The organism is Leptospira idonii (genome assembly GCF_004770995.1).
Taxonomy (GTDB): Bacteria; Spirochaetota; Leptospiria; order Leptospirales; family Leptospiraceae; genus Leptospira_A; species Leptospira_A idonii.
This window is the reverse complement of the sequence record NZ_RQHW01000047.1, coordinates 728,198-754,735: the sequence shown is the minus strand read 5'-3', so window position 1 is coordinate 754,735 and position 26,538 is coordinate 728,198. Positions and strand designations below refer to the sequence as shown.

The window sequence follows — 26,538 nt, the reverse complement described above, 5'->3', positions numbered from 1 at the left end:
TACATTCTGCAAGTCCAATTGTGGCGCTTGTTTCAGGTTATTATTTTTTTATTGAATTCTGCTTCTATCTCTGTAGCATTTGCAAAATCGAAATATAATGCACTGTTTTCGTTTTTCCTCGGAAAACAATGAGCCATCTTGGGCTCACAGTGAGAGAAGGAGATAAGAATGCCGATCAGAATGACAGATGACGATGATGACGGACAAGAGGAAGAGAAGAAGAAAGGGGACGATAGTTCCGGCTCTGGTGGTTGGATCTTTGCGATTCTTGCACTTGTAGGAGGGCTTATCTTTCGTTATCCGAAAGTAATGATCCCTATTTTGCTCCTTGGCGGTTTGAGTTTTATTTGCCTTGCTGATTTTGACGATAACACGAACGATTCCGACGATGTGGAAGTGGAAGAATCCTATAATGATGAGGATGAGGGAGTGGAGCGTAAGTCCAGTTCCTCCGGAAGGTTAGGTGCTAAGTTTGACGATAAAAAATACAGAGCCACTCCCGTTTACGAACAATTGGCGAGCAGTTACAACGAACTTCCTGCAAAGTCTTCCATGTTGAAGTATGCTCCCAAGAGAAAGAACCAAGGGGATCAAGGTTCTTGCACTGGTTGGGCGATCTCTTACGCCGCTAGAACCATTCTACAGGCAAAAATGACGGGGGAAAATCCCGATAAAATCGCATTTAGCCCCGCTTATCTTTTCAATCAAAATACGGATTCCGAGTGCGACGGCGCTTATCCGATCGATCTTTTGACTACTTTGAAAAAGGAAGGAAGTCTCCCTTTTTCTGATTTTCCATATAACGAAGAAAGCTGTAGAAAAAAACCAAGTTCTTCCGAACGATCCAGAGCGGGCGAATTTAGGATAGAAGGGTTTCAGCGCCTAACAGAAGACGGTGAAAAATACGATACTGATTTGGAATCCGTAAAACAATATTTGGCGAACGGCTCTCCCGTAGTGATCTCGATGGAAGTGGGCGGATCGTTTATGGGACTTGAGGAAGCCGTTTGGCATCCGTCTAAACAAGATTATTCGGAAATCAAAAAATATAAAAAAGGAAAAGAGGTAGGGGATTGGGGGGGACACGCCATGACAGCCATCGGTTACGATGACGATAAGGACGGCGGTGCCATTCAAATCATGAATTCTTGGGGAGAAGAGTTCGGAAGTAAGGGTGTGTTCTGGCTTCGTTATGAAGACTTTAATACATTCGTTCGGGAAGCATACTCCGTGTATCCTCCAGTGCAATCTTCTAGAAAAGATGTCCGTAAGTTAAAATTCGGCCTCATCGAAAATAAATCCGAAGAATACATTCAACTTTCCAAAGAAGACAACTTCACGTATAGAACAACTGATCCGATTAAAAAGGGGACTAGGTTTAAGGTTTCCGTAGAGAACGATTCTCCTACCTATGTTTATATCTTCGGAAAAGAAACGGATGGAAGTTCTTACGTATTGTTTCCTTACAACGACAACCATTCCCCTTATTGCGGAACCAGTGGTGTGAGAGTGTTTCCTAGAAAACAAAGTTTGGAAGCGGACAATGTAGGAAAAAGAGATTCGATCGCAGTCGTTTTTTCATCCGAAAACCTGGATTATAAAAAATTGAATTCTCAAATCAACTCCAGCAGCGGAAAAACATACGGAGATAAAATCAAAAAAGCGCTTTCTTCCCGACTTAGCACCTCAGCGAAGTTAGGTAGCGGAGGCGATTTCATCGAACTGACTAGTAAAGAAAAAGACGCATCCAAAGTGGATGCATTGATCATAGAATTCGATAAAGAATAATCGATTCTATGATCTAAGAAAAATTCATTCGAGCCTGAATCATCCCGCAGGAAGACCGGCTCGGATGAATATCTTTTTTAAATCCTCCGGGATCGGCATAGGAGTTAATATTCCCACATTTGCGCCTCCCGTATTTCCCATAGGTGCTCTTCCTAAAATAGAACCGATCCCTGCCACTGCAATCCTAACGATCTGACCTAAAACTTCCGTATGATCTTTGTTACGAACTCCTACTTTCAACATCCACCAATGATTGATTGTATGAGGAACCGCATCTCTTTGACCTAGGATGTGCGCTCTTTCCAAATGAAGGAAAGATTTTTCCCAATCTTGGGAACGATATGATTCTTTTGCATGATGCATCTCAGTTTCAAATGCTTCTTTGAGAATCGGATTCATAATCGTAGTTTGTCGGGAGAGATGATAAATTTCATTCTTTTTTTAGTAAATATATTATCTTTTTTTCTACTGAATGAGTCTATAACTCCATATGTGCATTTCAGAGTTAAAAGGCCAGAACGTTCCCATCAAACTATGGACTGATTATAACGAAGTAGAGTATTCTGCGTTAACTCAGTTGAAGAACATAGCAGCGCTTCCTTGGACGTTCAAACATGTCGCTGTAATGCCTGATGTGCATTACGGTAAAGGGGCAACTGTGGGTTCCGTCATCGCAATGAAGAATGCGGTAAGCCCTGCGGCCGTAGGCGTGGATATCGGCTGCGGTATGGCTGCAGTGAAAACGAATTTGAAAGCGGACAGGCTTCCCGATTCCTTAAAAGAGATTCGCAGCCAAGTGGAACGTGATATTCCTGTAGGTTTCAGCGGACATTCTAAGGAAGTTTTCGCTTCCTTATTCAAACACGGTCCTAACTTTACTTTTTGGCGCGATCTATTCAATGAGTTCAAGACCCTTTCCGAGATCGTTCAAAAACAATATTCTAAGGCAACACAGCAAGTTGGTACACTCGGAGGAGGAAATCATTTTATCGAGCTTTGTTTGGATACGAACGATACCGTATGGATGATGTTACACTCCGGTTCCAGAAATATAGGGAAAGAATTGGCTGAATACCACATAGGCATTGCCAAAAATTTATCTCATAATGTGTATTTGCCGGACAAAGAACTCTCCGTCTTTCTTGCAAAAACGAAGGAGATGGATTCTTATCGAAGAGATTTATTTTGGGCACAGAGATACGCTTATTTGAATCGAATCACTATGCTTGAACTTTATAAAAATGCGTTAAAAAGATTTTTGCCCGATTTGGAAGAGGTCGATCGAGTTGTTTGTCATCATAACTATGTATCCGAAGAAAATTATTTCGGAGAAGATTTGGTGATCACTCGTAAAGGAGCCATCTCTGCAAAGAAGGATGAAAGGGGAATCATTCCCGGTTCCATGGGAGCAAAGTCTTTTATCGTAAAGGGTTTAGGGAATGAAAATTCTTTTTGTTCCGCTTCTCATGGCGCAGGAAGAAAGATGAGTCGTTCCGAGGCAAAGAGAATTTTCTCAGAGGATGATCTTGCGATTCAAACGAAAGGGATCGAATGCAGAAAAGATAAAGCTGTGATCGATGAAATTCCCGGAGCCTATAAAGACATCGAGCAGGTGATGGATTACCAAAAGGAATTGGTAACGATCGAGTATGAATTGAGGCAGGTGATGTGCATCAAAGGATAGACGATAGGGAAGAGAAAATCATTTTTGAATCGGTAGATAGATGTCCGTGATTTTTTCTTCCTTTTCCTTTCCTAAAGGATTCATATAAATTTCGAACGGGGGAGAGTTACGAAGATGGATTTTTTCCGCAGGAATATAATCTTGCATTAAAAATTCATAAATCGAAGGAAGGTTCGTATAACTTCCCCTATATCGAACCTGTAAGTATTTCCCGCCCGTTACCGTTTGTTTTCCTAAATGAGGAACGGAATGGATCTTATTTCCTACAGTGATTCCCAAATCGAATCTGATCTTATCTTCCGGAGAAATATTAGGATCGTCCAAAGAAATTCCCACCCATTTGTGATTTTCAGGTAAGGAAGAAATCGTATTTATGAACGTTAACAAAAGTTTAACTTCCTTGGAATCGGAAAGAGGGCCGGGGAGATCGGAATAGGATCCTATATGGCGGACATAAACGATTTCAAACGGAGCAATTTCTTTTTTCCTAAATTCTTTCTGTTGTATTCCCTCAGGAAAAACCAACCCTTTTAGATTCACCTTAGGTTTGTTTGTTTTCTTTAATTTGGATCTGTATTGGGAAGGAGTCGCTCCCATATATCTTTTGAAGGCTCTTGTAAACGCTTCGTTGGATTCGTATCCTGCTTCCATTGCGATTTCCAAAATAGGGAAGTCGGATATTTTCAGTTCATAGGCCGCCTTTTCTATCTTCAGCCTTTTGATATAGTTTTGAACGTTTTCTTTTTGGTGTTTTTTGAAGAAACGATGGAAGTGCCAGGGAGATAAATTGCTGAAAAAGGCAATTTGGTTCAGTCCGAATTGCCCTTCCAGGTTTTGTTCAATGTATTCCCAAACGGGATACAGCCTTTCCCTTCCTAGTTTTGTCACTCATACACATAGGACGGGAGGCGTTCTCTGATTTCAAGAACGTAATTGCACTATATCGATTCCGATTCCGTTGGGATCAACCAAAGTAAAATGCACATCTCCCCATTCTTCTTCCGTCAAAGGCAGATCAATGGGTGCTCCTTTTCGTTTCATTTCTTCATAGAGGGAGTGAACATTTTCCGATTCGAAGATCAACCAAACACCTTTTCCGGAGTATTCCTCTTGAAAGTATCTTTTTCGAACCGCTTCCATTCCTGGCAGCATAAATGCAATTTCTTGACTAGGATCATCGGGAAGATGCATAAGAAGAAACCAATCCGTTTCGAATTTGATTTCCATTCCGAACCAGGCTTGGTAAAACTCTTTGTTCTCCGATAGTTTTTTAGTGATGATTCCCTTTTGAATTTTGCTTACTTTCATATTCAATTCCTTATGAAATCAGTATATACCGCTTCGAATCTCAGATTGGATCGTTTTTGCTATTTTTACCGTTATCCATCCGCAATTTCCGTATTTGTTTTTGTAGGTTCGATCAAGATTACATTTCCATTTCTCATCTCACCGGGAAGATTTTTCTTGCGACGATTCATTCCCCAAAAATGATTTCATTACCGGCGGTCGGATTTGCCCGAAAGACGATTCCCTGGTTTTCCATTCTCTTTGTTTTTTCTGACAGTCATTCTGAAACGTTTTTAATAATAAAATTCAAGGAAATCTAAGTGAATTTCAAATTCAATTCCTACCAAATTTTCGTAATCGCCCTTTTGGCGTTTTTACAGTTCACAATCGTTCTCGATTTCATGATATTGTCTCCGTTAGGTGTGATGGTTCTCGAAGAACTTAGAATCACCACCACCCAATTCGGACTGGTAGTATCCGCCTATGCATTCAGTGCGGGGGCATCCGGAGTGATTGCGGCAGGTTTTGCGGATCGTTTCGATAGAAAAAGACTACTTCTGTTTTTTTATACTGGTTTCGTTCTGGGAACGGTATTCTGCGGAGTCGCTCCCAATTACAAATTCTTATTAGCTGCCCGCATCATTACGGGGATTTTCGGAGGAGTGATCTCTTCCATCAGCTTCGCTATCATCGCCGACCTATTTCCTTTGGAAGTCAGAGGAAGGGTGATGGGGTTTGTGATGACTGCATTTGCGGCAAGCCAGGTATTCGGGCTTCCGTTGGGAGTTTATATTTCTAACTTATGGGGATGGCATTCTCCTTTTTTGATGATCGCAGGAGTGAGCGGAATCGTTGGAATCATCGCATTCGTATATTTACAGCCGATCAATTCCCATTTGGAAGCAGCCAGACATCAAAATGCATTTTTGCATCTTTGGAACACTTTGACCAATGTGGGTTACTTTCCCGGGTTTTTGGCAACGACTCTTCTTGCAACAGGAGGGTTTATGTTGATGCCTTTCGGAAGTGCATTCACAGTTCATAATTTAGGAATTTCTTTGGAGAAACTTCCTCTGATTTATATGATCACCGGAATCGTTTCCATTGCAGGAGGACCTCTCATTGGAAGATTGAGCGATTCCATCGGAAAGTATAAAATGTTCGCAATCGCATCTTTTTTAGCGACTACAATCATACTCTACTACACCCAGTTGGGAATTTCCCCTCTTTGGTTAGTGATAGGGATCAACAGTTTGTTGTTTGTGTTCATTACAGGAAGGATGATTTCTGCGAACGCATTGACTTCTGCGGTTCCCGAACCGAAAGATAGAGGAGCGTATATGGCGATCAGTTCTTCCCTGCAACAGTTGTCAGGTGGGATTGCGGCAACTTGCGCAGGGCTTATCGTGGTTCAGACACCCAGCGGATATTTGGAAGGATACGAAGAACTTGGTTTTGTAGTGGGTCTTGCGATTTTAGCAACTGTCGTTTTTATGGGGAATGTGAATTCTCTCGTGGAAAAAAAGAAAAAACAGCACAAACCCCTTTAATGATGGTGATGTTCGTGGTGGTGGTGCATTTCCTCCTGAGAGGAAGTGCCTGCCGCAGGAGAATGGCCGGAGTGATCGTGTCCGAACCGAAATAGAATCATAAAAATGGATACCATCACCACGACTCCTCCCGCATAACGAACCAACTTTCCTCTCCATTTTGAAAATACTGTTTTAAAACCAACCCCGAAGAGAAACAATAGGGGAAAGGTTCCCAGAAAAAAACACATCATGATTCCTGCACCTAACAAAGGATTTCCGCTGGCAAAAGCGGTCACAAATGCAGGATACAAAACACCGCAGGGAAGAAAGCCCGTTACGAATCCGAATCCGAACCCTAGAAGTATTGTTTTGGAAAGGCCAGGTTTGGAGGAGGTAAGTTCACCTAAAAATGGTTTTGCGATTTTACCTATGATTTTTCCTAGGAAACCTGCGGAAAGAGGTGTTTTCCCGAAAAGAAGAGAGATTCCCAAAAACATCAATACGGAAATTCCGATCCATGCTGTAACTTCCTGAACAGGAAGTAAAAAAGAAAAAGTCAGATTGGTTCTTTCCCCTAAAGCCCCCAAAAGCATTCCTATTAAGGAATAGGAAAAAAGTCTGCCGGAATTGTATGCAAATTGGAGGAAGATGTTTTTGGATTTGTCCGAGGAAAACAGGGAAATTGTTCCTGCAAGAGGTCCGCACATTCCCACACAATGCAGGGAACCTACCAAACCAGTGACAAATGCGGATCCTAAAAGTGTAAGTGTGATGTCCATTTAAGTTTCCTTCTTTTGGCTGGGAGAATCATCGTCGAATAACATTCTATATTTGGGGCCTTCGATGTCTTCGTATTGTCCGGAGCGATAGGCTTTATAGAATACATAAAATGCTCCCATCGCAATGAGAAGTGCTATGGGAATGGTAAGATACAATGCGTTCATAAAGAGACCCTCCTTTTCATGGAAACGGAATTTAGAACTACTGTAAAGGAGCTTAATGTCATAAACCCGGCACAGATGACAGGAAGCATATACCCGAATGCCGCCAAAGGGATCATGATCGAATTATAGATCAAAGACAATACTATATTTTGAAGTATGATTGTTCTTGTTTTGCGGGAGATGGCAATGGAACCGGGAAGGGAATCCAAACGGTTTTGGATGAGTATCATATCGGAACGATCCAAAGAAAGATCGGAACCCATTCCCATCGAAATTCCCAGATTCGATTGAGCGATACAGGCAGAGTCGTTGATCCCGTCTCCCAACATAACAACTATTTCTCCATTGTCCTGTGCTTCTAGTATGCGATCCCTTTTTTCAGAAGGAGAAAGTTGAGAGGAGTAGTTTGCGATTTCCAGTTCGTCTGCGAGAGATTTCACTTTGGGTTCTATATCTCCCGATAGAATTTCCAAATGAGGGATCATTTCTTTGAGTTTGCGGATCGTTTCTTTCGCATCAGTTCTAGGTTTGTCGCCGAATTCCCAGGAGAGAAGGGGAATTCGATTTTTACTGAAATAAATTTTACCGTCATTTTTGTAGTTCGATTCCGTTGCGAAATTTTTAGTTCCTATATGGTAAGTATTTCCTTCCCGATCCTTCGCAGACATTCCTTGCCCTGCAATCTCTTCCAGATGCTGCCAATCAAAATTAGAAGAAGATCTGTTTTGTGAGAAAGTTTTTACGAATGCTTTTGCTATCGGGTGACTGGAATGTGTTTCCAAGTCTATCGCTAAATCCAAGTAATGTTCCTTGTTTTCCGAATCTGCTATAACGATTTCTTCCTTTAATTCCAGTTTGCCGGTGGTTAAGGTTCCCGTTTTGTCGAAGAAGATGCGATCCGCTTTGGCAAGTATTTCCGCAGTCTCCGGGTTTTTGACTAAAACTCCCTTTTTCGATTGGAGCAGGTGGCCTACTACGAGAGCGGCAGGAACACTCAAACCTAATGCACAAGGACAGGCTACGATGAGTATGCTGATCGTATTGAGAATGGCAGTTTCCAAAGAACTTACATAAAACCAATAGATGAACGTTCCTATTGCAAACAGAAGAACGATTTTGATAAATACGGATGCGAGTTTGTCTGTGAGTCTTTGGATTTTCGGTTTGGCGAGAAGAGAATCTTCCAGTAGTTTTCCTATTTGTGCCAAAGAACTTTCTTTGGCAGTTCCGTAGGATAGAAGTAAAACCCCGGAAGAAAGAGAGAGGGAGCCTGCCTTTACCGTATCTCCTTTTTCTTTACGGATGGGATTACTTTCTCCAGTCAGAAAAGATTCATCGAAGAAAGATTCTTCCGTTAAAAGTTTCCCGTCTACGGGAACTCTGTTTCCGTGCACCAAACGAACCGTATCTTCCTTTCGGATGGATGAGGTAGCTTTTTTTTCCCAACCGTCTTCCGTTTTCACATCATATTCTTCCGGAAGAGAAGAAAGCAGTTCTCCCATCTTCGCACCCGCCTGATAACGAATCATCGCTTCCAAATACTTTCCCAACAGAATGAAAAAATAAATCGTGCAGACTGAGTCGAAATAAACTTCACCTTTTCCTGTTAGGGTCACATAAACGCTGTAAAAATAAGCAAGGCTCACTCCTGCAAAAAGCAGAGTATCCATGGAAAGAATTTTCCTTTTCCAGGATTCATAAGCTCCCTTCCAGAAAGGATAACCGGAATAAAAGTAAACAGGTGTGGCTAAAATCCAAGAAAGATAATGAAATAAGTTTTTGATATTCCACTCCATCCCTTCGAAATAACCCACATAGAGACTTGCGGAAAATAACATGATATTCCCCCAGCAAAAACCTGCAGTGGCCATACGAAATGCCAGATCTCTAAAAGGCTGAGAAACCTTTGATTCTTTCAGACGGGAATATAAATGGGGAGTGTAGCCAAGGGAACGGATTTGGGAAAAAATCTCACCTAGGGTGGCGAAGCCGTTTCGGAAAACCAATTTCAATCTTCCTGTCCCGAAGTTGATTCTGGCTTCGGAAATTCCTTGGGTCTGTGTCATTGCGGTTTCGATTAACCATACACAGGCGGAACAATGGATCCCTGAGATTGTGATCAGAACGGAACTTTCCGTTTCAGAAACCTTATCCACAAACTCTTCATAAACGGAAGCAGTATCTACATCTTCCGAATCTTTCTCCTGGTTTGTGCGTTTCGGTTCCAATACTTGAGTGCCTCGGATTTGATAAAATTGATCCAATCCGTTTTCCAACAGTAAGGCGGATACAGTGGCACATCCCTGGCAGCAATACTCCCTTCTGACACCTTCCTTTTCTACGGAAACAAGAGTTTCGATGGGAGAATTGCAGTGAAAGCAGGACTGTAAGGTAGATACTGTCAAGGTTCGATCCGAAGTTGTCTTGTCTTTTCCAGACTGCCATCTTTCGTATTCGCAGTGAGAACCGCTCTCCAAGAACCTGCAAAAGGAATTTCAATCTCTCCCGTATATTTACCGTTAGATGTTTCTTTTAATACTGAATTCACGTTGAAAGAATCAGTAGCACTTCTTTCCCATCTGAGTTTGACCTCAGCTCCTGAAACAGGATTTTCATTTTGTTTCAAACGGACTGTTATGACTTGTTTTCCCTGTCGCAAGCTGCTTTGGTTTTGAAACCAATCCGCTTCGAAATCGTATCCTTTTGCGATCATTTCCTTTTGGCTGGCAACCGCTTTGTCGTAGTTCAAACCTTTTTCGTAATAATTTGCATCCATAGGAGGAGTGTGCCCGCTCAATGCGATCTTGATGGTAACCGCAGTCGCTAGGAACAATGTCAGAAATGTGAGGCCTATGAAAAAAAACGCTCTCTTTAGACTAACGTGCATATACGATCCTCTCTTTCAATTGAATTTTATTTTGGACGATTCCTTCCGGCAAAAGGAAAGGAACTTCATTGACTTTAAAAAAACGGGAATCTTCGGTGTCTGTGACTTTTAAGAAAATGGAATGGCTTCTTTTTTTAGAGTCTTCCTTCGTAGGGCGAAGTTCGATGAACAGTCTGTATCTTTGGTTCGAATTCGCAGGCAGTTCAATGACTGCTTCCTCCGTTCCTCCTATTAGGATTTTTCCTTCTCCTTCCAAATCTTTCTTTTGGATTTCGAATTTAAGAGACCTGTTTGTCATCGTTAGGTTTTGCATCTGTACTTCGTAAAAATTACGGATGGTTCCCTCTCCGAGAGAAATGGGTTGGATGTTTCTATCCGGCAGAACGGAAAGATACAAAGGTACTCTGTTCCATAAAAGCAGACTGAGTGAGGATAAAACGAGTAGAAGTCCGCTTGCATAGATGATCGTTCTGGGACGTATCCAACGCACTGAAAAATCCCTGGTTTCGATTTGGTTTTCGGAAGAGTAACCGATCAATGTTTTTTTGTTTTCTTTTGCCATCACTCCCGTGCAGGCATCGGAACATTTACCGCAGGCGATACATCCTACATTGGTTCCTTCCCGAATATCGATTCCCGTAGGGCATACCACAAGACACATATTACACGAGATACAGTCTCCGATTTTGACTTTACCGTCTCTTCTAGGTTCTCCTCTTTTATGGTCGTAAGTGATGTTGATTGAATGAGCATCCATCATCACTGTTTGAAATCGAGCGTAAGGACATGCATATTTGCAGAATTGTTCCCGAATGAATGCCATATCCGCATACATCGCCAAACTAAAAAAAGCGAGATAGGGGCTCCATGAAGGCAAACCGCTTCCTAAGTCGGACAGATCGTTCCACATCAGATAAGGGTCTGCAAAGTAAGAGATCCATGCGGAGGAGGCGATGGCACTCACCAGAATCCAGCAGACGTGGGTGATGATTTTTAGAAAAACAGAGGCATCTTTTTTGCCGTATTTGTTTCCTTGGATTTTCCTTCCGATGAAATCGAATAAATCTGTATAGATGGTTTGAGGACAAGCCCATCCGCACCAAACCCTTCCTACTAAAGTTGTAAAAAAGAATAGGGCCAATCCCATTCCTATCAGGAACAAATGTAGAAAATAACCTTCTTGAGGTGTGAATATGTTTCCTAAGAGAAAAAATTTCCTTTCGGGAATATCCAATCGGATGAGAGGCATATTTTCCCATCGGAGCCAGGGGGCCGTGAAAAAAAGCAGTATCAGGAAGAACTGCACGTAGTTACGTGCAGTTCTGATCTTTCCTGTAATCGGGCGTGAGATAATCATTTATTTCTCTGCCTTTCCCGGAAAAATCCGGGAGTTCGTTTAATTACCGGACAAAACGTTCGGGTTTTTAGAAGCAATCCAAGCTAACACTTGATATACTTTTTCGGAACCTAGGCTCATTTCATGAGGAGGCATTGGTCCTCTTCCCATTTTGGCTCGGTCCATTGCGATTCCTTTCATTACGTTCTCATAGAGTTCGCTGTCCGTATTTCCGTGAAGCCATTCCTTGTCCATTAGGTTCGGACCAACGAGTCCTTCCCCGGTAGGGCCGTGGCAGGCAACACAATAGGTTTTGAAAGTGGTTTCTCCCGCTGCGATTGCATCTGCGTTCCCTCTCAGAGGATTGGATCCGTCCGTAGACTCCAAAGCCACGTTCTTATTGGGAAATTGTTTGGTGTATTCCTCTACTTGAGAAGAATAGTAATCCGCCATTTCTTCTCCCGAAAAAACGTGAAAGTAAACAGCATAGATGATTCCCACTATGATTCCAAGGAGAAAGCCCCATTTCCACCATCCGGGAAGCGGATTCTCCGCTTGTCTGATTCCGTCAAATTCCTTATTTGGGTCGCTCATCTTTAATCTTCCTCTAACATCCTATATTTGGGTTCTTCGATCCTGTCCTTACGTGATTTTCGATAAACATAAAGACTGATGACGGCGATTGCGATCATCATTACAGGCAAACGCAACGCTTTATAAATTTGTAAACTATCTAAGTCCATATAGGCCTCACTGTAAGTTCTTGGATAAGGCAGCGCTGTCTTTTCCCAGTTTCAAAAGGTAAGCGATCAGTGCGTCTCCTTCCGTTTTTCCGTTTACCAATGACTGCACCGAATGGATGTCCGCATCCGTATAAGGAACTCCTATCTTTTTCAGACCTTTCATATGTTCTGCGATAAGAGCAGGATCCAGTTTTGCCGATTCTTCGAATAACCAAGGATAGGCTGGCATTACGGAACCTTTCGCAGTATCCCTAGGATTGATTAAGTGCGTTTTGTGCCATGCGGCAGACGGTTGGATCTGGGATTCGTGCGCCAGATCCGGCCCGGTTCTTTTTGAACCCCAAAGGAAAGGATGATCGTAAACGAATTCTCCCGCTTTGGAATATCCGTCCTTTCCATAGGCTTGTTGGGGATCGAAACGATCCACTTCCCATTTAAAAGGTCGAACCAGTTGCGTATGACAATTGTTACATCCTTCTTTTTGGTAAACGTCTCTTCCTGCAAGCTCCAAAGCGTTGTAGGGAGTGACGCCTGAGATCGGCTCCGCAGTTTTGGAAAGAAAGAAGGGAGGGATGAGTTCGAAAATACCTCCGATGAGAATCGCAATCATCGTATAAAGAGTGAATTTGACTCCGTTCTTTTCCCACTGATCCGTGAAGCCGGAAAACCAATCCAATAGTGCATCAAACCAATTCATGCTTTTTTCTCCTCTTTTAATCCCATTCTCAGATCGATTTCTTTAAATCCTGAACCTGATGTTGCCATGGTTTTGGCTAAGTTGTAGATCATAATGATGAGTCCGATGAAGTAGAGACCGCCGCCGATCCCTCGGAACAATCTGTACGGTTTTAATGTTTCCGTAATTTGTACCCAGTTCGGATATTTTAAAGCTCCCGTTTCATCGATCGCTCTCCACATAGAACCTTCCGTAATTCCGGAAACCCACATGGAAACCACGTAGAGTAGAATTCCCAAAGTCGCCAGCCAGAAGTGAGTATTTGCCAATCTTTCCGAGAAAAGATTCGTGTTCCATAAACGAGGGACCAGGTAGTATAACACTGCAAAGGACATCATTCCTACCCATCCTAAGGTTCCTCCGTGTACGTGTCCTACGATCCAATCCGTATTGTGACCGAGTCCGCTGACGGCTCTGATGGAAAGAAGAGGGCCTTCGAATGTGGACATACCGTAGAAGGTGATACCTACCAGGAACATCTTTAGGGTGGCATCCGTTTTGATTTTTTCCTTAGCTTGTGTGAGAGTTAAAAATCCGTTCAACATACCTCCCCAAGAAGGCATCCAAAGCATAATACTGAATACCATACCTGTTGTTTGAAGCCAATCAGGGAGCGGAGTATAAAGAAGGTGGTGAGGACCTGCCCAGATATAGATGAAAATCAAACTCCAGAAGTGAATGATGGACAATCTATGGCTGTAGATCGGTTGTTTGATGTGTTTAGGAAGATAGTAGTACATCAAACCTAGGAAAGGAGTCGTAAGGACGAAAGCCACTGCATTGTGACCGTACCACCACTGTATGTTTGCATCATAAACGCCCGAGAATATTGAGTAGGATTTGATCCAGCTGACAGGGATGGAGAGATTGTTTACGATAAACAGGATGGGGATAGTGACCCATGATGCGATGTAAAACCAGATGGCCGCATATAATTGTTTTTCGTTTCTAGTGAATATAGTTGCGAAATAATTGAAGATAAAGATTACAAACCAAACAACGATTAATAAATCGAGCGGCCATTCCAACTCGGCGTATTCCTTGGATTGGTTCATCCCCAAAGGAAGGGTGATCGCAGCAAGGGCAATCGTTAGATTGTAAAGAACGAAGTGGACCTTTGCCAAAGTGTCACTCCAAATTTTTACTCTACAAAGCCTTTGTACCGTATGATAGCCGGTCGCAAAGATGATGCTGAGTGCAAATCCGAAGATGGCTGCGTTCGTGTGCAGCGGTCGAAGTCTTCCGAATGTGAAATAAGGCCCGATGTTTAGTTCGGGGTAGACCATTTGAAACGCGATCCAGACTCCGACTAACATCGAGGCAACTCCCCATACCAGTGCGGATATCAGAAATGCTTTCACAATTCCGTTGTTATATGTTTGTTCCATTGAACTCATTCTTGGTTTCTCCGGTTCTTCCTTGAAGATTGTCTTCCATGTTTTCATGAGAAGACTCGGAAGCAAGAAATCCAACGGCTCTTTGCTTTTTACACTGTATGATAATTGTCAATCGAAGCAGTCGATTTCATACTGGTTCAAATTTACTTCTTATGTGAAATGATGCATTCCTGCATTGTATGATTATTCTGAGAATTAGAATCTTTATAATAATTGAAGTTAGAGGGCGAGTAGGGCTTTCATGGATCGTCTGTACATAAAAAAAGTAGGCAGAACGATCTCTGCCTACTTTTACCTTTACTCAGTTAGGAAAAGGTATTTATATCTCTTTGGGGTTTTTGATGTAGTGGAGTGCCAACCACAAGGTTCCAAAGAGGACGCCTGCGTATGCGAGAACTGCGGTAGTGACGTCTATCGCCGGAAGTAAATAGGCGAGGAAAGAGATTTTATCCGCTGTAATCCTAGTAGCTTCTCCTACTAACATAAACAGACCGCCTAATCCAATCAAGTGATAGTGAACTATCGCCTCTCGTGATACTTTTGCAAATCTAGCAAAAACAGGAACCGCTAATAAAGCTAACGCAAAAATTGTTATAGCATTCATTTTTGGTCACCTCCTTTTGCAATTTAGACTTTTTGGGTGTGTCAAAATGTTCGCAAAAAAGTAAAAAAATTGCAAATTAGTTTCTTTCTATTTGTCCGCGCCTTTCACAGGCCATAAATATGTCAAGAAAAATTCTGTAGTAGTAAGTTTATCTTCCTTGTCGTTTGGCTCGGATTGCCTTTAGATCCTACCTTTTACGGTTTCTACGCCAATCCGATTCCACCGATTCCCTTTTGTCGGACACAAATCTAATTGACTCATTGTCGGAAATCTGACTACTTCTTGAAGAGATTCCCGAAAAAGGCAGTTCTTTCTCGTCTTGTATAGGGAGAACGGAGTCCTAACCCAGTGCCAGAAAATAGTGAGAACCCTGATTGGGAACTTCAAGTAGACGGTCCTCCTCCATCGTTAGAGGAATTCGTAAAAGTAGATGCGGAATCCGCATTTTTAGTTCTTCCTAAACATTCCACAAGCTTCTCCGCAGCGGCGCAAGCCATCTTGGAAGAACTTCGCATTCGCCAGAGAAGATACGAGATGCACGGAAGTTCCGAAATCACTCCTTCTCTTTTTCTCACTTTGGATCAGGTTCCGGGAGTTTTGCATAAGGAAGTTCATCTTCCAGAAACTCATAAAACGGAAAAATCGATCAGCGAAGCTATATCGGAGCTTTCCAATAAAAAAGAAGGATTTAAGAACCGTTATGTGTATTTGTATCCTTTTTTTCTACAATTGGAGAATCGTATTTCCGTAAGGATCGCAATCATTGCACCGCAAAACCAAGAAAAGACGGATATCGTTCCCTACAGACGTTCTTGTTTCCGTTATTCCACCGATCTTTTGAACATCCTTCTGAAGAATCGGGCCACAAAAGCTCCCTTGTTGGAAGAGTTACATCCAGGAAGATTCTTAATTTCGGAAGTCGTGAAAGGAAATGTGACTTATTCACCATTGAAGTTCTCTTATGAATTTGAAATCGATTCCATCATTAAAAAAGGTTTCGAGCCTTATGATCCTGTTCCCGTTCCTGATTTCATCCAAGATGCGGTATCTTACGGAAAGGATACCGGCAAACTTTGGCAGGTGACAAACGACTATCATATCATTGTTCCAGGGGCTTCTTTCGTTTCCGAATTGGAAAGACATATCGCAGTTCAATTGGATGCGATTTGCATTTTTGCGTTTCAATTCCTGAAACAAATCGCCAAGGAAAATAATTTCCATTTGTTTCTTGACCAAGCCGAAACTTTGGAATCCAAGGTTCCTCAAAAACTCTCCGCCTTACTTTCCGAAGGCTGGAAGTTTACTGATTCCGTTTCTGCCATGATCGGTCATTTTCCTTTCGACCGATTGAATCTCCCCGAGGCGAAAGTTTGGGCGGAATCCTCCTTGAAGGGGATTGAAATTTTAGCGAAACTCTCTGCCGCATTGAAGAAAAACGGCAAAAATGAATTGGATGCGGTCGTTGTAGACTATCTTTCCTCGGTGGAAATCAGAATCAGGGAAAATACTTCGAAAACTTTAACGATGACTGAGATCAATCTGGACACAGAGGTTGCCGCCTTTACTAAGTTAAGTGTAGATGAGAAAAAGGAAGCGAAGGAAAGAATTCGTTCCGCACTTATTGCCAGGTTCGGCGTTTTCGAAGAGATCAGAGACGCCAATCAAAAGATACTTTTCGTTTTGGATCAAAGATACTTCTCCGAAGTTTTCAATCATCTCCAGGATCTTCAAAAGGCGGATTCCTCCCTTTCCAAAGATATTTATAGGCTTGAGGAAATGAAAAAAAGCCTTTTGGAAAGAAAGGACGACCAATTGGATCTGCTTTCTTCCAAGAAAGAGGCAAAACAAAATGAGACTGCTCCTTCCGATGCGAAGCAGACAGCCAAACTTGACTTAGATGCAATTCATTCCCGTTTTAATATCCCAGCGGGAGCGATCGGCTTTTTATCCGGCTCTGTATTATCCTTCGTTCTTGCGATTTCCTTAAACCAAATTCAGTTGTTGCTCATCGGTTTCGTTTTGAGTCTGGGTGTTGGAGCGGCGCTGGCTTATTTTTTAAGAAAAGACGCTTTTTCCAAATCGGAAAAGGCGGGCGGCAAACGTAAGAATGCGGAAAGGGAAGAGAGTTTTTTAAGTTTCATTAAGGCTTCCGAAAACTTGATTTATCCCAAGAAGTTCAATGATATATTGGAAAAGGTCTACGATTCGAAACGATTGAGATATAAGATAGAGGAAGAATTGGAAAACATCAAATCTCTCCTTCCCTTAAAAGATCGCAAAAAGGAAGACGAGAAGATGATTTCCGAAGTAGAATACGCTCTTCTTCAGATTTCAGTTGTGATTCGGGTTCCCAACTCCATACAGGTGAGAAACCGGCCAAAGGAATTGATCGTGAGTAAGGCCGATTTTAAAACGCCTCTCTGTAGGGAAAAACTGGCGGAAAATTACAGAAAGGAAGCTAATCTTTACAAATCGGACAGAGAAGTCATGGAATATATCAATTACATGATCAAAGAAATTGAATTCGGTTATTCTAAATATTTGAAGTAAGATTTGGCCTATTCTAAATTGACGAAAAGGAGATAACTATGTCGGCACTTTATACTGCAAAAGCAACAGCCAGTGGAGGAAGGGAAGGGAAAGTTCTTTCCAGTGACGGAGTTTTAGATTTAACTCTTGCTATGCCTAAGGAGCTGGGAGGTTCCGGCGGAGAGTTCACGAACCCCGAACAATTGTTCGCTGCCGGATATTCCGCTTGTTTTCATAGCGCTTTGAAACTAGTCGCTAGATTTGCCAAAGTTTCTTCCGAAGGATCTACCGTTACTGCGGAAGTGAGCCTGCATAAGGAAGGAGCGGGTTATAAACTTTCCGTAAATTTGGCAGTTCATCTTCCCGGTTTGGAGCGTGCGGAAGCACAGTCTCTTGTGGAAAAAGCACATCAAGTTTGTCCTTATTCCAATGCCACTCGAGGAAATATTGAGGTAACTTTAAACATTGTTTAACGTTTTTTCTCTTTCTTCTCTGCAAAAGAACAACTAGTTATGAATCTGATCGTTGGTTGGAAAAATCGAATTCGGCTGGCCAGCGGCCTAGTTTTATTTTTTTACTCTTTCACTCATCTTCTCAATCATAGTTTCGGAATCGTTTCCTTGGAAAGTTTGGAACAAGGCAGATCCGTATTTTTATTTCTTTGGAGAAATCCTTTTTCTCATTCCCTTTTGATTCTTTCTTTTCTCGCTCATTTATGTTTTGCCATATTGCCTTTGTTAGTTAAAAAAACTTGGAAAATGTCTGCGGGGGAGATCCTTCAGATTTCTTTCGGATTTTTAATCCCTCAGGTTCTTATCGGGCATATTTTCGCAACGATAGGAATGTCCGGTTTTCTGGGAATCAAAGACAGTTATACTTATTTGATGCTTGTTTTCGGTCCTTGGGTGATCGCTACCGATATCTTTCTTTTGGTCTTGGTTTGGGTTCACGGATGTTTGGGAATTTATTATTGGATTCGATATCAATCCTGGTTCGTAAAGTATTCGAATTTGATTTTGGTTTTTGCCGTTCTGTTTCCTTTTTGTGCAGTGATGGGAATCATATCCGCTGAAAAGGAAGTGAATTTAATTTTTGCAGATCCTGTTCTGTATTCCGAATATCTTTCCTCTTTGCCTTTGCCTCCTGAGGAAATCAAAGCCTATTCGATGGCTTTGGGAACAAATGCAACGGTCGGATTGAATCTTTTGTTAGGTGTTCTTTTCCTCGTCAGATTCATCCTGCTGAAATCATATAAGAAAAATAAAACGATAAAGGTTTCGTATCCTGGAGGGGTGATTTCAATCATTTCTCCTGGCACTACAATTTTGGAAGCAAGCAAACTGGGAAAGGTGGCTCATGCGAATGTATGCGGAGGAAGAGGGCGATGTTCTACTTGCAGAGTGCATGTGGAATCGGGACTTGCGGATTTGGATCCTCCCAGTCCCGAAGAAGCTGCCGTTTTATCACGCATCTCCGCGCCTCATTCGGTTCGACTTGCCTGTCAAACCAAACCAAAGTCCGACATTCGGATCGAACCTCTTTTGCCTTCCCAAGCGAATTTGGAAGATGCAAGGCATAAACCCCGTTATTTGTACGGGGTAGAAAAAGAAATCGTTGTTATGTTCGCCGATTTGAGGGGTTTTACTTCTTTCGCCGAACATTTGTTGCCTTATGATGTGGTATTCGTTTTGAATTCTTATTTTTTGCAAGTGGGCAAGGAAGTGGAAAAAGCGGGAGGAGTGATCGATAAATACATGGGAGACGGTCTGATGGCAGTCTTCGGTATGGAAGAGAGTTTGGAGAACGCCAGCAAACAAGCGGTTCTTGCCGCAAAGAATATGAGCGAACAATTATTTCTTCTCAACTCACGTTTGAAAAACGAGATCCCTTCTCCTTTGAAAATGGGAATCGGGATTCATTCCGGACTTGCTATTTTGGGAACTTTCGGAAATTCCAAAACTCCCACCGCCATAGGAGATGCGGTCAATACGGCAAGCAGACTCGAATCTGCCACGAAAGACTATCGATGCGAATTGATTTTGTCCACCGATGTTGCGGAACATACGAATTTGGATTTTACTTCTTTCGATAAACATCAAATTTCCGTTAGGGGGAAGAAGGAAACTATGACTATTTATGCGATCCCTTCCGGCTCGCAATTGGAGAGCCTTTTCGTTTCGAAATAGATTCCTCTTCAGAACTCTGTCGTTTTATCCCCTAAACGAGTAGCCTTTTTTATCTACACTTCATTAGGCGGGTTTACTTCCTGCCGAATTATTCAATAAAATCTGTAAAATTGTTTCCCGATTTGCTTTCCCAAATTAAGACATTCTTTGGAATGCAAAGAATCCTAAATCATCTGACTACCCGATTCTGGATCCTTTTCCTTTTTTCCTGCTTGGTACATTGCAATCTCTTCGTTCTCCCGGAACGTTCCCCTTTGGTGGAAAAAGGCGTTTTGTCTTTAGGCTCCGGCCATGATTTCGAAGAAAACGGTTTTCTCAGTTTGGATGGGGACTGGGAATTTTATTGGGAAAAACTGGCTTCCGATCTGAAAAACGATCCGAATTTCGCTCCTCAATTCGAATATGTTCCGGATGCATGGAATCGTTATACGGTAGACGGTAAAGAACTGCCTAGTTTCGGTTATGCGACTTATAGAATGAAAGTTCTTTTGGAAGAACCTATCGAAGGTATGGCGGTAAAGATGTTGGAAGCATCCACTTCCTACAATTTATATCTCAATGGGGAGTTGTTATTGTCGAGCGGAGTCGTAGGAAGAACCTCAGAAACAAGTTTTCCTCTGTATCGTCCTAGAGTCAGCATTCCCGTTCGTTTGGAAAAAACGAATGAAATCGTTATCGAGGTCACTAACTTCTCCCATTCCAAAGGAGGTGTTTGGGCTAAGGTGCTTCTAGGCACTCATAAAGATCTTATCTATCTAAGAGAACGTACGATTTGGCTGGATCTATTCATCACGGGAGGTCTCTTTATCGGAGTTTTGTATCACATCAGTTTATTCATTCTTCTTAAGAGGGAAACTTCTCATTTTTACTTCGCACTGATCGGGATCGTTGCCATCGTTCGGATCATACTTACGGGGGAAAGGTTTTTATTCACTCTGCTTCCTGACTTCGATTTCATTCTCAGTTATCGATTGGAATTACTTTCCGTTTATTTAGGTGCCTTGATTTTGGCGTTTTTTATCCGTTCCATGTTTCCTGATGAATTCAGTAAAAAAATTATTTTACTGTTGTCCGTTTGTTTTTTGGCTTTGTCCGGAGTCATTTTATTTACGGATCTATTCGTATTCTCCAGAACTCTTCCCGCTTTCAGTATTGCCGTCTTTTTAGAATGCATTTATATCGTGTATGTTTTGATCCAAGCTCTTAAAAACAAAAGGGTGGGCGCTTGGATCGGTCTTCTTATCTGTCTACTTCTTTGTCTTATTGTTATAAATGATTTACTATATGCGAATATGATGATTAATTCTGCATATTTTATATCATACGGCATTTCCTTTTTCTTTTTGGCACAAGCCTTTATCATCTCCAAACAATTCTCCAGTTCCTATTTTTTGGCGAAAAAACTGAGTGAGGATATGCAAAAGTCGAACGAACGTTTGATTTCTTTGGACAAACTGAAAGATGAATTTTTAGCCAAAACTTCCCATGAATTGAAAACTCCTCTACAAGGGATCATAGGAATTGCAGATTCCTTGAGAAGAGGAGTCGGAGGCCCTCTTTCCGGTTTTGTGGAAGATCAATTGACAATGATCACTGCAAGCGGGCAAAGGCTTTCCAGTTTGGTGAATGATATTCTGGACTTTTCCAAGTTCAAACACAGTGACTTGATTCTGAAAAAAATTCCCGTGGATCTATTTCAATCGGCTAACTTCATTTTGGAATTCAACCAAGTGAATGTTAATTTGGATCAAATCAAAATCGTAAATCTAATTCCTTCCGATTTTCCGTACCTGCTAGCGGATGAAAACCGTCTACAGCAGATCTTGCAAAACCTGGTCGGCAATGCGATTAAGTTCACTGAAAAAGGTAGCATAGAACTCAGTGCAAAATTGATCGCAGCGGGTATGGCTGAAATCAGTGTGAAAGATACTGGCATTGGAATCGAAGAAAAAGACCATCATAAGATTTTCGAGTTCTTCGAACAAGCCGACAGTGGAGATTCCAGAAACAGTGGGGGAACCGGACTAGGACTTTCCATCGCAAAGGCACTTGTTTCTCTTCATGGAGGAAAGATCGGAGTGGAATCGCAATGGGGAGAAGGTGCCAGGTTTTATTTCACGATCCCTCTAGCTCCCTATAAAAAAGAAGATCCTTTCTTAGAAGCGCCTAAGGAATGGATGGTGGCAAATGAATTGGTTCGCTCCGAAGTTTCCGATTTGGAATTTTCCCAGAAAAACGGAGAGAGTCGCTTCGAAGGAAGAATCCTTGTCGTTGACGACGAACCGATCAACCTTCAAGTAATCAAAAATTATCTTAGATTGAAAAATATAGACTGCGTAACTTCATCTAATGGACCACAGGCGATATCGATCTTAAAATCAGACCAGATGTTTCATGCGGTCATTCTGGACATGATGATGCCTCGTATGTCCGGTTTGGAAGTGGCCAAGGAAATTCGAAAAGATTACAGTGCGCTTGAACTTCCCATACTTATGTTGACCGCAAAAAATCAAGACAAGGATTTGATGGCTGCGATCAATGCGGGAGCCAACGATTATCTTTTGAAACCTTTCGACTATGAACAGTTGATGTTGAGGGTGAATCATATATTAAGAATGGTTTGGGACTATAAACACAAACAGCAGATGGAAAGCGAAAAAAGAATCGCTGTCAATCATGTCCGCCAAAAAATCAATTTGGATCTTCATGATCATCTAGGCGCCAAACTTATCGATTTGAAGTTTTTGTCGGAAGAACTTGCTTCTAAAGAAGTTCACGATTCCGGTCTTTATGAAAAAATAGTAACAAACGTTAATTCTTCTATTCAGATCTTACGGGATCAGATGCTTAAAATCGAAGACTTAGGACTCCTTTCCGAAAATTTCATCAAAGGAATCAATTTGGTTCTACTTAGACGTTACTCGGGGGCGGAAAGGGATTTGGACTTTCAAACGGATGAAAAATTGGTTCAGTTTTTCGATTCCAATCGAAATGAAAACAGCATGATCGAATTGTACAGCATCGTAAATGAAATCACTAGTAACGATCTCAAATACGGGAAGGGAATCTCCCGATGGAATTTTTTGTTAGATAATTCAAATATAGTGATGGATATGAAATCGGGATCCGACTATAAACTTCAAAAACACCGTACAGGCAGGGGAACGGAAAACATTGTTTATCGAACTGCGAAACTAGGCGGCAAAACGGAACTTCTTTTGGAGGAAAACATCTATCATATCAATCTGAAATTAGGACTCGATCATTTTTTGACGGAATAGGGAAAAGAGTATATAAATATGGAAACGAACATGGAAACTAAAAAGACAAAAATAGGCATTGTTGAGAACGACGAAAACTTCCGAGAACAAATCCTTAAAATCCTTGAATCAACACCTAATATCGAATCGGTGCTGCAATGGGAATCCGCAGAAGCTTATTGGAAGGACGATAAAGGACGTTCTTTAGATATTCTTTTTTTGGACATTATGCTTCCGGGAATGAACGGAGTGGATCTTGCAGGTAAAATCTCTGAGAGAGACCCTTTGATCGGTAAAATCATGCTTAGTAATATGAACTCTGACGAATTGATCTATAATTCTCTTCGTAACGGAGCGATCGGTTACATTCTGAAGTCCGAATTGAAAGATATTTCCGAAGTGATCGATACGATTCTCCGAGGGGGAGCGATCATCACTCCCACGATCGCCTTTAGAGTGTTCAATCATTTCAAACAAAAATCCAGTCCGAATGCGGTTCGACTTACTGAAAAGGAAAATCAAATTTTAGACCAAATGGTGATGGGAAAAACGATCAATCGAGTGGCGGAGTTTTTGGGAGTGAGTAAATATACGATTCAGCATCATGTGAAAAATATTTACCGTAAACTCAATGTGCACAATCGAGCGGAGCTGATTAAAAAGGCGAACGATATCGGTCTGGTAAATCCCTTTGCCCCGGAGACAAAAAACTAAGGATTGAATCGTTTTTTACATTTTGATCTTACTTGACAATATTTGTCTTTATTGTCAGGTTTGTCTAAATGGCAAACCCCGAGATTGATCCTTCTTCCGGTCAGGACAAACGTAAAACAGATATCCTGGAAAATTCCATTTCTGTTTTTCTAAGATACGGCTTTAGAAAGACTTCTATGGACGATATCGCCCGCGCAGCGGGGATTTCCAGACAAGGTTTGTATCTTTATTTTTCCGCAAAAGAAGACCTTTTTAAAGCCTCGGTATCCTATCTTTTGGAAACTTCACTTTCCTCCGCAAAAGCAAAACTTTCCGACAAAAACTACGACATCCAAGACAGGCTTGTGAACGGTTTCGAAGAGTGGATGGGGCGTTTTATCGGTGTTATGGGGGAAGGTTCCGGTGATTTAGCTGAGGCGGGCAGAACTTTGGTAGGAAACATGATAGAAGACTACGAAGTTTTGTTTCAAAATTCAGTAGGAGAAACGATCGATTCCTCTTATCTCAAATCATACTACAAATCCAATCAAATTTCAGTAAAACAACTGTTGGAAAATTTATACGCAGTTTCCAAAGGTCTGAAATATATTGCCAAGTCCAAAGAAGATTTCAGAGAACGTTTTGCCAATTCTGTCAATATTATATGTAAGCCTGCCAGGAGACAAAAAGCATGATCCGATTTAAAAAACGAATTTTTATTTCTGCTTTGATTTTATTGTTTTTGTTTGTTTCCGGAAGCTGCTTGTCCGATTCCGAAACGGAAAGAGAAAATAGAATCCATCACTCACCTAATTGGAAAGAAGGATCTTTCGTAAACCCTCAACCTCTCCAAAATGATATATGGCAGATGTTGATCGGAATGTTTCGTCAAAGCGATTATGTTACACCAAATTCTGATTTGGTGATTCCCAAATCAGATGCAAGTTTGTTTTTTAAAAAACCTCCCTCCGGTCTTCGTGTGACTTGGTTCGGGCATTCTTCGAGTTTGGTGGAAATGGACGGATACAATCTTCTCATTGATCCCGTATGGTCGAACAGAACTTCTCCGATCAGTTGGATCGGACCAAAAAGATGGTATGATCCTCCCTTATCTTTGGAAGAACTTCCTCGTGTCGATTTCGTTCTAATCTCTCATAATCATTATGATCACTTGGATTACGATACTGTGATCGCTTTGGGTAAAAAGGGAGTCAGATTCGTCGTTCCTTTGGCTGTTGGAAGTCATTTGGAGGATTGGGGAATTCCAAATGAGAATATCATCGAATTGGATTGGTGGGAAAATTTCAAAACGAACGACTTTGAGATCGTTTGCACTCCTGCCAGACATGCATCAGGAAGAACCTTAACAGATAAAGACGAACATCTTTGGGCGGGTTATGCCGTTCTGGGCACAAAACATCGATTTTATTATTCCGGTGATACTGGCCTTTTTCCCGCAATGAAGGAGATCGGTTCTAAATACGGTCCCTTCGATCTGACTTTGATCGAGGTGGGCCAGTATCATGAATCCTGGAAAGATTGGCATATCGGTCCGGAGCAGGCGGTGATCGCTCATACTTGGGTGAATGGAAAAAAGATGTTTCCTGTTCATTGGGGTTTATTCGGTCTTGCTTATCATGGCTGGACAGAACCGGTGGAAAGGGTGCTTGAAAAAGCGAAAGAGATGAACGTGAAGGTTTTGACTCCTCGTCCGGGGCAGTCCATTGAACCTGAATTAAATGAAACAGGAACCAAATGGTGGCCGGAAGTTCCTTGGGTTCGAGGTAAAGACAATCCGATCCGTTCCACTCAAATCGATTGATCAGAAATAGGAGAAAGTAATATGAAAGGTAAAATTAGAGCGATCATTACCGGAGCCAGCGGAATGGTAGGAGAAGGGGTTCTTCATGAATGTTTGAAATCCGATTCCGTCGAATCCGTATTAGTTGTAGGAAGAAAACACTGCGGAACCACTCATCCGAAATTGAAAGAAATTTTAATTCCCGATTTTAAAGACATTTCTTCTCTTCGGGAAAATTTAAAGGGATACAACGCCTGTTATTTTTGTTTGGGAGTTTCTTCCATCGGACTTACGGAAGAACAGTATTTCGATCTTTCTCATAGAATCACTTTGGATTTTGCAAAAATTCTTTCCGAACTCAATCAGGAGACAACGTTTTGTTATGTGTCCGGTTCCGGCACAGACAGCACTGAAAAAGGTTCCGTAATGTGGGCGAGAGTGAAGGGCAAAACGGAAAATGATCTTATGAAACTACCTTTGGCACAGGTATTCGCTTTCCGTCCGGGGTATATGCAACCTACGAAAGGCCTGAAAAATACTTTAAAGTATTATAAATACATTTCTTGGACGTATCCTTTTTTGAAGGGAATTTTCCCTGGCTTTGTATCCAGTTTGGAGGAAGTGGGAATTGCGATGATTCGTGCGACGTTACAAGGTTATCCTAAAAAGATCGTGGAAGTGAAAGATATAAAAGTTCTGGCCGGTTCCTGATTGGTTTGACTCTCTTTTGCAGTCAGGAAAGATATGGGACTATGAAGAAATTTTTTGCCATTTCTCTTTTACTAGGATTCTACTCTTACCTCTCCGCAGACAATTGTGACCATCCGAAAGACGATTTCGACGGATTGTATTGTCTAAATAAAGTTTATCTTCAAGCGGACAAAGATCTGAATGAAGCATATAAAAAATTGAATTCCTCTTTGGACGGGGAAGCGAAAAAGAAATTGAAACAGTTTCAGCTTTCCTGGATCCAAACAAGAAACAACGAATGCAGCTGGAAGGACGAAAGAGGTTTTTTCGTAAACATGTTATGCGCTACTAACAAAACCGTCGATCGAACGAATTTTCTCAATTCCAGAATCAGAGAATGCAAAAGCACCGGGTGCCAACCTAGCAAACTCGAATAAAAAA

At 41.7% G+C, this 26,538-nt stretch carries 25 protein-coding genes; 12 read left to right on the top strand and 13 right to left on the bottom strand.

The window, feature by feature from the left end; all coding sequences use genetic code 11:
- The first annotated feature begins 168 nt into the window (after positions 1-168).
- Positions 169-1,788: a C1 family peptidase gene (locus EHS15_RS15505; RefSeq protein ID WP_135761454.1), complete on the top strand. Its 1,620-nt coding sequence runs from the start codon at positions 169-171 to the stop codon at positions 1,786-1,788.
- A gap of 39 nt (positions 1,789-1,827) precedes the next feature.
- On the opposite strand, the gene EHS15_RS15500 is transcribed toward EHS15_RS15505, so the two are convergent.
- Positions 1,828-2,187 carry a DUF3703 domain-containing protein gene (locus EHS15_RS15500; protein WP_135761453.1) on the bottom strand — a complete coding sequence of 120 codons (360 nt, stop codon included), beginning with the start codon at positions 2,185-2,187 and terminating at the stop codon, positions 1,828-1,830.
- Positions 2,188-2,278: 91 nt separating this feature from the next.
- Here EHS15_RS15500 and EHS15_RS15495 point away from each other — a divergent pair, with 91 nt between their 5' ends.
- Positions 2,279-3,472 (top strand): RtcB family protein, encoded by a 1,194-nt coding sequence (locus tag EHS15_RS15495; protein WP_135761452.1) that lies wholly within the window; start codon positions 2,279-2,281, stop codon positions 3,470-3,472.
- 18 nt (positions 3,473-3,490) lie between these two features.
- Here the strand turns inward: EHS15_RS15495 and EHS15_RS15490 are convergent, their stop codons facing one another.
- A complete protein-coding gene (locus EHS15_RS15490) occupies positions 3,491-4,360 on the bottom strand; it encodes an AraC family transcriptional regulator (protein WP_246052197.1) in 870 nt (289 codons plus the stop codon).
- A gap of 33 nt (positions 4,361-4,393) precedes the next feature.
- Positions 4,394-4,780: a VOC family protein gene (locus EHS15_RS15485; RefSeq protein ID WP_135761451.1), complete on the bottom strand. Its 387-nt coding sequence runs from the start codon at positions 4,778-4,780 to the stop codon at positions 4,394-4,396.
- A 299-nt stretch (positions 4,781-5,079) separates the two neighbouring features.
- Between EHS15_RS15485 and EHS15_RS15480 the strand changes: the two genes are divergently transcribed.
- Positions 5,080-6,309 carry an MFS transporter gene (locus EHS15_RS15480; protein WP_135761450.1) on the top strand — a complete coding sequence of 410 codons (1,230 nt, stop codon included), beginning with the start codon at positions 5,080-5,082 and terminating at the stop codon, positions 6,307-6,309.
- Here the strand turns inward: EHS15_RS15480 and EHS15_RS15475 are convergent.
- The 10 genes from EHS15_RS15475 to EHS15_RS15430 all read right to left on the bottom strand — a co-directional run bounded on the left by EHS15_RS15475 (position 6,306) and on the right by EHS15_RS15430 (position 14,938).
- Positions 6,306-7,070: a sulfite exporter TauE/SafE family protein gene (locus EHS15_RS15475; protein WP_246052195.1), complete on the bottom strand. Its 765-nt coding sequence runs from the start codon at positions 7,068-7,070 to the stop codon at positions 6,306-6,308. The genes EHS15_RS15480 and EHS15_RS15475 overlap by 4 nt on opposite strands.
- Positions 7,071-7,235 carry a cbb3-type cytochrome oxidase assembly protein CcoS gene (gene ccoS, locus EHS15_RS15470; RefSeq protein WP_135761449.1) on the bottom strand — a complete coding sequence of 55 codons (165 nt, stop codon included), beginning with the start codon at positions 7,233-7,235 and terminating at the stop codon, positions 7,071-7,073.
- Entirely contained in the window at positions 7,232-9,640 is a 2,409-nt protein-coding gene (locus tag EHS15_RS15465) for a heavy metal translocating P-type ATPase (protein ID WP_135761448.1), read from the bottom strand. Before EHS15_RS15465 ends, ccoS begins: the two co-directional genes overlap by 4 nt.
- Positions 9,637-10,122, bottom strand: a complete 486-nt coding sequence (locus tag EHS15_RS15460) for a FixH family protein (RefSeq protein ID WP_135761447.1) — start codon at positions 10,120-10,122, stop codon at positions 9,637-9,639. The genes EHS15_RS15465 and EHS15_RS15460 overlap by 4 nt, the downstream gene beginning before the upstream one ends.
- Positions 10,112-11,479: a cytochrome c oxidase accessory protein CcoG gene (gene ccoG, locus EHS15_RS15455; RefSeq protein ID WP_135761446.1), complete on the bottom strand. Its 1,368-nt coding sequence runs from the start codon at positions 11,477-11,479 to the stop codon at positions 10,112-10,114. Before ccoG ends, EHS15_RS15460 begins: the two co-directional genes overlap by 11 nt.
- A gap of 39 nt (positions 11,480-11,518) precedes the next feature.
- Positions 11,519-12,052, bottom strand: a complete 534-nt coding sequence (locus EHS15_RS15450) for a cbb3-type cytochrome c oxidase N-terminal domain-containing protein (RefSeq protein WP_135761445.1) — start codon at positions 12,050-12,052, stop codon at positions 11,519-11,521.
- 2 nt (positions 12,053-12,054) lie between these two features.
- A complete protein-coding gene (locus EHS15_RS15445; protein ID WP_135761444.1) occupies positions 12,055-12,201 on the bottom strand; it encodes a cbb3-type cytochrome c oxidase subunit 3 in 147 nt (48 codons plus the stop codon).
- Positions 12,202-12,208: 7 nt separating this feature from the next.
- Positions 12,209-12,898 (bottom strand): cbb3-type cytochrome c oxidase subunit II, encoded by a 690-nt coding sequence (locus tag EHS15_RS15440; RefSeq protein WP_135761443.1) that lies wholly within the window; start codon positions 12,896-12,898, stop codon positions 12,209-12,211.
- Complete coding sequence (ccoN, locus tag EHS15_RS15435; protein WP_135761442.1) at positions 12,895-14,334, bottom strand: cytochrome-c oxidase, cbb3-type subunit I; 1,440 nt, start codon at positions 14,332-14,334, stop codon at positions 12,895-12,897. The genes EHS15_RS15440 and ccoN overlap by 4 nt, the downstream gene beginning before the upstream one ends.
- A gap of 319 nt (positions 14,335-14,653) precedes the next feature.
- Entirely contained in the window at positions 14,654-14,938 is a 285-nt protein-coding gene (locus EHS15_RS15430) for an LIC10816 family protein (RefSeq protein WP_135761441.1), read from the bottom strand.
- A 348-nt stretch (positions 14,939-15,286) separates the two neighbouring features.
- On the opposite strand from EHS15_RS15430, the gene EHS15_RS15425 reads away from it, so the two are divergent.
- From EHS15_RS15425 to EHS15_RS15385, 9 genes are all read left to right on the top strand, one after another.
- Positions 15,287-17,488, top strand: a complete 2,202-nt coding sequence (locus tag EHS15_RS15425; protein ID WP_135761440.1) for a hypothetical protein — start codon at positions 15,287-15,289, stop codon at positions 17,486-17,488.
- Positions 17,489-17,526: 38 nt separating this feature from the next.
- Entirely contained in the window at positions 17,527-17,940 is a 414-nt protein-coding gene (locus EHS15_RS15420; protein ID WP_135761439.1) for an organic hydroperoxide resistance protein, read from the top strand.
- Positions 17,941-17,979: 39 nt separating this feature from the next.
- Entirely contained in the window at positions 17,980-19,653 is a 1,674-nt protein-coding gene (locus tag EHS15_RS15415) for an adenylate/guanylate cyclase domain-containing protein (protein ID WP_135761438.1), read from the top strand.
- A gap of 152 nt (positions 19,654-19,805) precedes the next feature.
- On the top strand, positions 19,806-22,934 hold the full coding sequence (locus EHS15_RS15410; protein WP_135761437.1) for a hybrid sensor histidine kinase/response regulator: 3,129 nt from the start codon (positions 19,806-19,808) through the stop codon (positions 22,932-22,934).
- 30 nt (positions 22,935-22,964) lie between these two features.
- Complete coding sequence (locus EHS15_RS15405) at positions 22,965-23,627, top strand: response regulator (RefSeq protein ID WP_135761436.1); 663 nt, start codon at positions 22,965-22,967, stop codon at positions 23,625-23,627.
- A 68-nt stretch (positions 23,628-23,695) separates the two neighbouring features.
- On the top strand, positions 23,696-24,301 hold the full coding sequence (locus tag EHS15_RS15400) for a TetR/AcrR family transcriptional regulator (RefSeq protein ID WP_135761435.1): 606 nt from the start codon (positions 23,696-23,698) through the stop codon (positions 24,299-24,301).
- On the top strand, positions 24,298-25,428 hold the full coding sequence (locus EHS15_RS15395; protein ID WP_135761434.1) for an MBL fold metallo-hydrolase: 1,131 nt from the start codon (positions 24,298-24,300) through the stop codon (positions 25,426-25,428). The genes EHS15_RS15400 and EHS15_RS15395 overlap by 4 nt, the downstream gene beginning before the upstream one ends.
- A gap of 21 nt (positions 25,429-25,449) precedes the next feature.
- Positions 25,450-26,118: an NAD-dependent epimerase/dehydratase family protein gene (locus EHS15_RS15390; protein WP_135761433.1), complete on the top strand. Its 669-nt coding sequence runs from the start codon at positions 25,450-25,452 to the stop codon at positions 26,116-26,118.
- 41 nt (positions 26,119-26,159) lie between these two features.
- Entirely contained in the window at positions 26,160-26,534 is a 375-nt protein-coding gene (locus EHS15_RS15385; protein WP_135761432.1) for a lysozyme inhibitor LprI family protein, read from the top strand.
- Positions 26,535-26,538: the final 4 nt, after the last annotated feature.

Bases quoted from the DNA above. Each gene is read 5' to 3' on its own strand.
- EHS15_RS15505 (WP_135761454.1), top strand. From the start codon at position 169: ATGCCGATCAGAATGACAGATGACGATGATGACGGACAAGAGGAAGAG.
- EHS15_RS15500 (WP_135761453.1), bottom strand. From the start codon at position 2,187: ATGAATCCGATTCTCAAAGAAGCATTTGAAACTGAGATGCATCATGCA.
- EHS15_RS15495 (WP_135761452.1), top strand. From the start codon at position 2,279: ATGTGCATTTCAGAGTTAAAAGGCCAGAACGTTCCCATCAAACTATGG.
- EHS15_RS15485 (WP_135761451.1), bottom strand. From the start codon at position 4,780: ATGAAAGTAAGCAAAATTCAAAAGGGAATCATCACTAAAAAACTATCG.
- EHS15_RS15475 (WP_246052195.1), bottom strand. From the start codon at position 7,070: ATGGACATCACACTTACACTTTTAGGATCCGCATTTGTCACTGGTTTG.
- ccoS (WP_135761449.1), bottom strand. From the start codon at position 7,235: ATGAACGCATTGTATCTTACCATTCCCATAGCACTTCTCATTGCGATG.
- EHS15_RS15460 (WP_135761447.1), bottom strand. From the start codon at position 10,122: ATGCACGTTAGTCTAAAGAGAGCGTTTTTTTTCATAGGCCTCACATTT.
- ccoG (WP_135761446.1), bottom strand. From the start codon at position 11,479: ATGATTATCTCACGCCCGATTACAGGAAAGATCAGAACTGCACGTAAC.
- EHS15_RS15450 (WP_135761445.1), bottom strand. From the start codon at position 12,052: ATGAGCGACCCAAATAAGGAATTTGACGGAATCAGACAAGCGGAGAAT.
- EHS15_RS15445 (WP_135761444.1), bottom strand. From the start codon at position 12,201: ATGGACTTAGATAGTTTACAAATTTATAAAGCGTTGCGTTTGCCTGTA.
- EHS15_RS15440 (WP_135761443.1), bottom strand. From the start codon at position 12,898: ATGAATTGGTTTGATGCACTATTGGATTGGTTTTCCGGCTTCACGGAT.
- ccoN (WP_135761442.1), bottom strand. From the start codon at position 14,334: ATGAGTTCAATGGAACAAACATATAACAACGGAATTGTGAAAGCATTT.
- EHS15_RS15430 (WP_135761441.1), bottom strand. From the start codon at position 14,938: ATGAATGCTATAACAATTTTTGCGTTAGCTTTATTAGCGGTTCCTGTT.
- EHS15_RS15420 (WP_135761439.1), top strand. From the start codon at position 17,527: ATGTCGGCACTTTATACTGCAAAAGCAACAGCCAGTGGAGGAAGGGAA.
- EHS15_RS15415 (WP_135761438.1), top strand. From the start codon at position 17,980: ATGAATCTGATCGTTGGTTGGAAAAATCGAATTCGGCTGGCCAGCGGC.
- EHS15_RS15410 (WP_135761437.1), top strand. From the start codon at position 19,806: ATGCAAAGAATCCTAAATCATCTGACTACCCGATTCTGGATCCTTTTC.
- EHS15_RS15405 (WP_135761436.1), top strand. From the start codon at position 22,965: ATGGAAACTAAAAAGACAAAAATAGGCATTGTTGAGAACGACGAAAAC.
- EHS15_RS15400 (WP_135761435.1), top strand. From the start codon at position 23,696: ATGGCAAACCCCGAGATTGATCCTTCTTCCGGTCAGGACAAACGTAAA.
- EHS15_RS15395 (WP_135761434.1), top strand. From the start codon at position 24,298: ATGATCCGATTTAAAAAACGAATTTTTATTTCTGCTTTGATTTTATTG.
- EHS15_RS15390 (WP_135761433.1), top strand. From the start codon at position 25,450: ATGAAAGGTAAAATTAGAGCGATCATTACCGGAGCCAGCGGAATGGTA.
- EHS15_RS15385 (WP_135761432.1), top strand. From the start codon at position 26,160: ATGAAGAAATTTTTTGCCATTTCTCTTTTACTAGGATTCTACTCTTAC.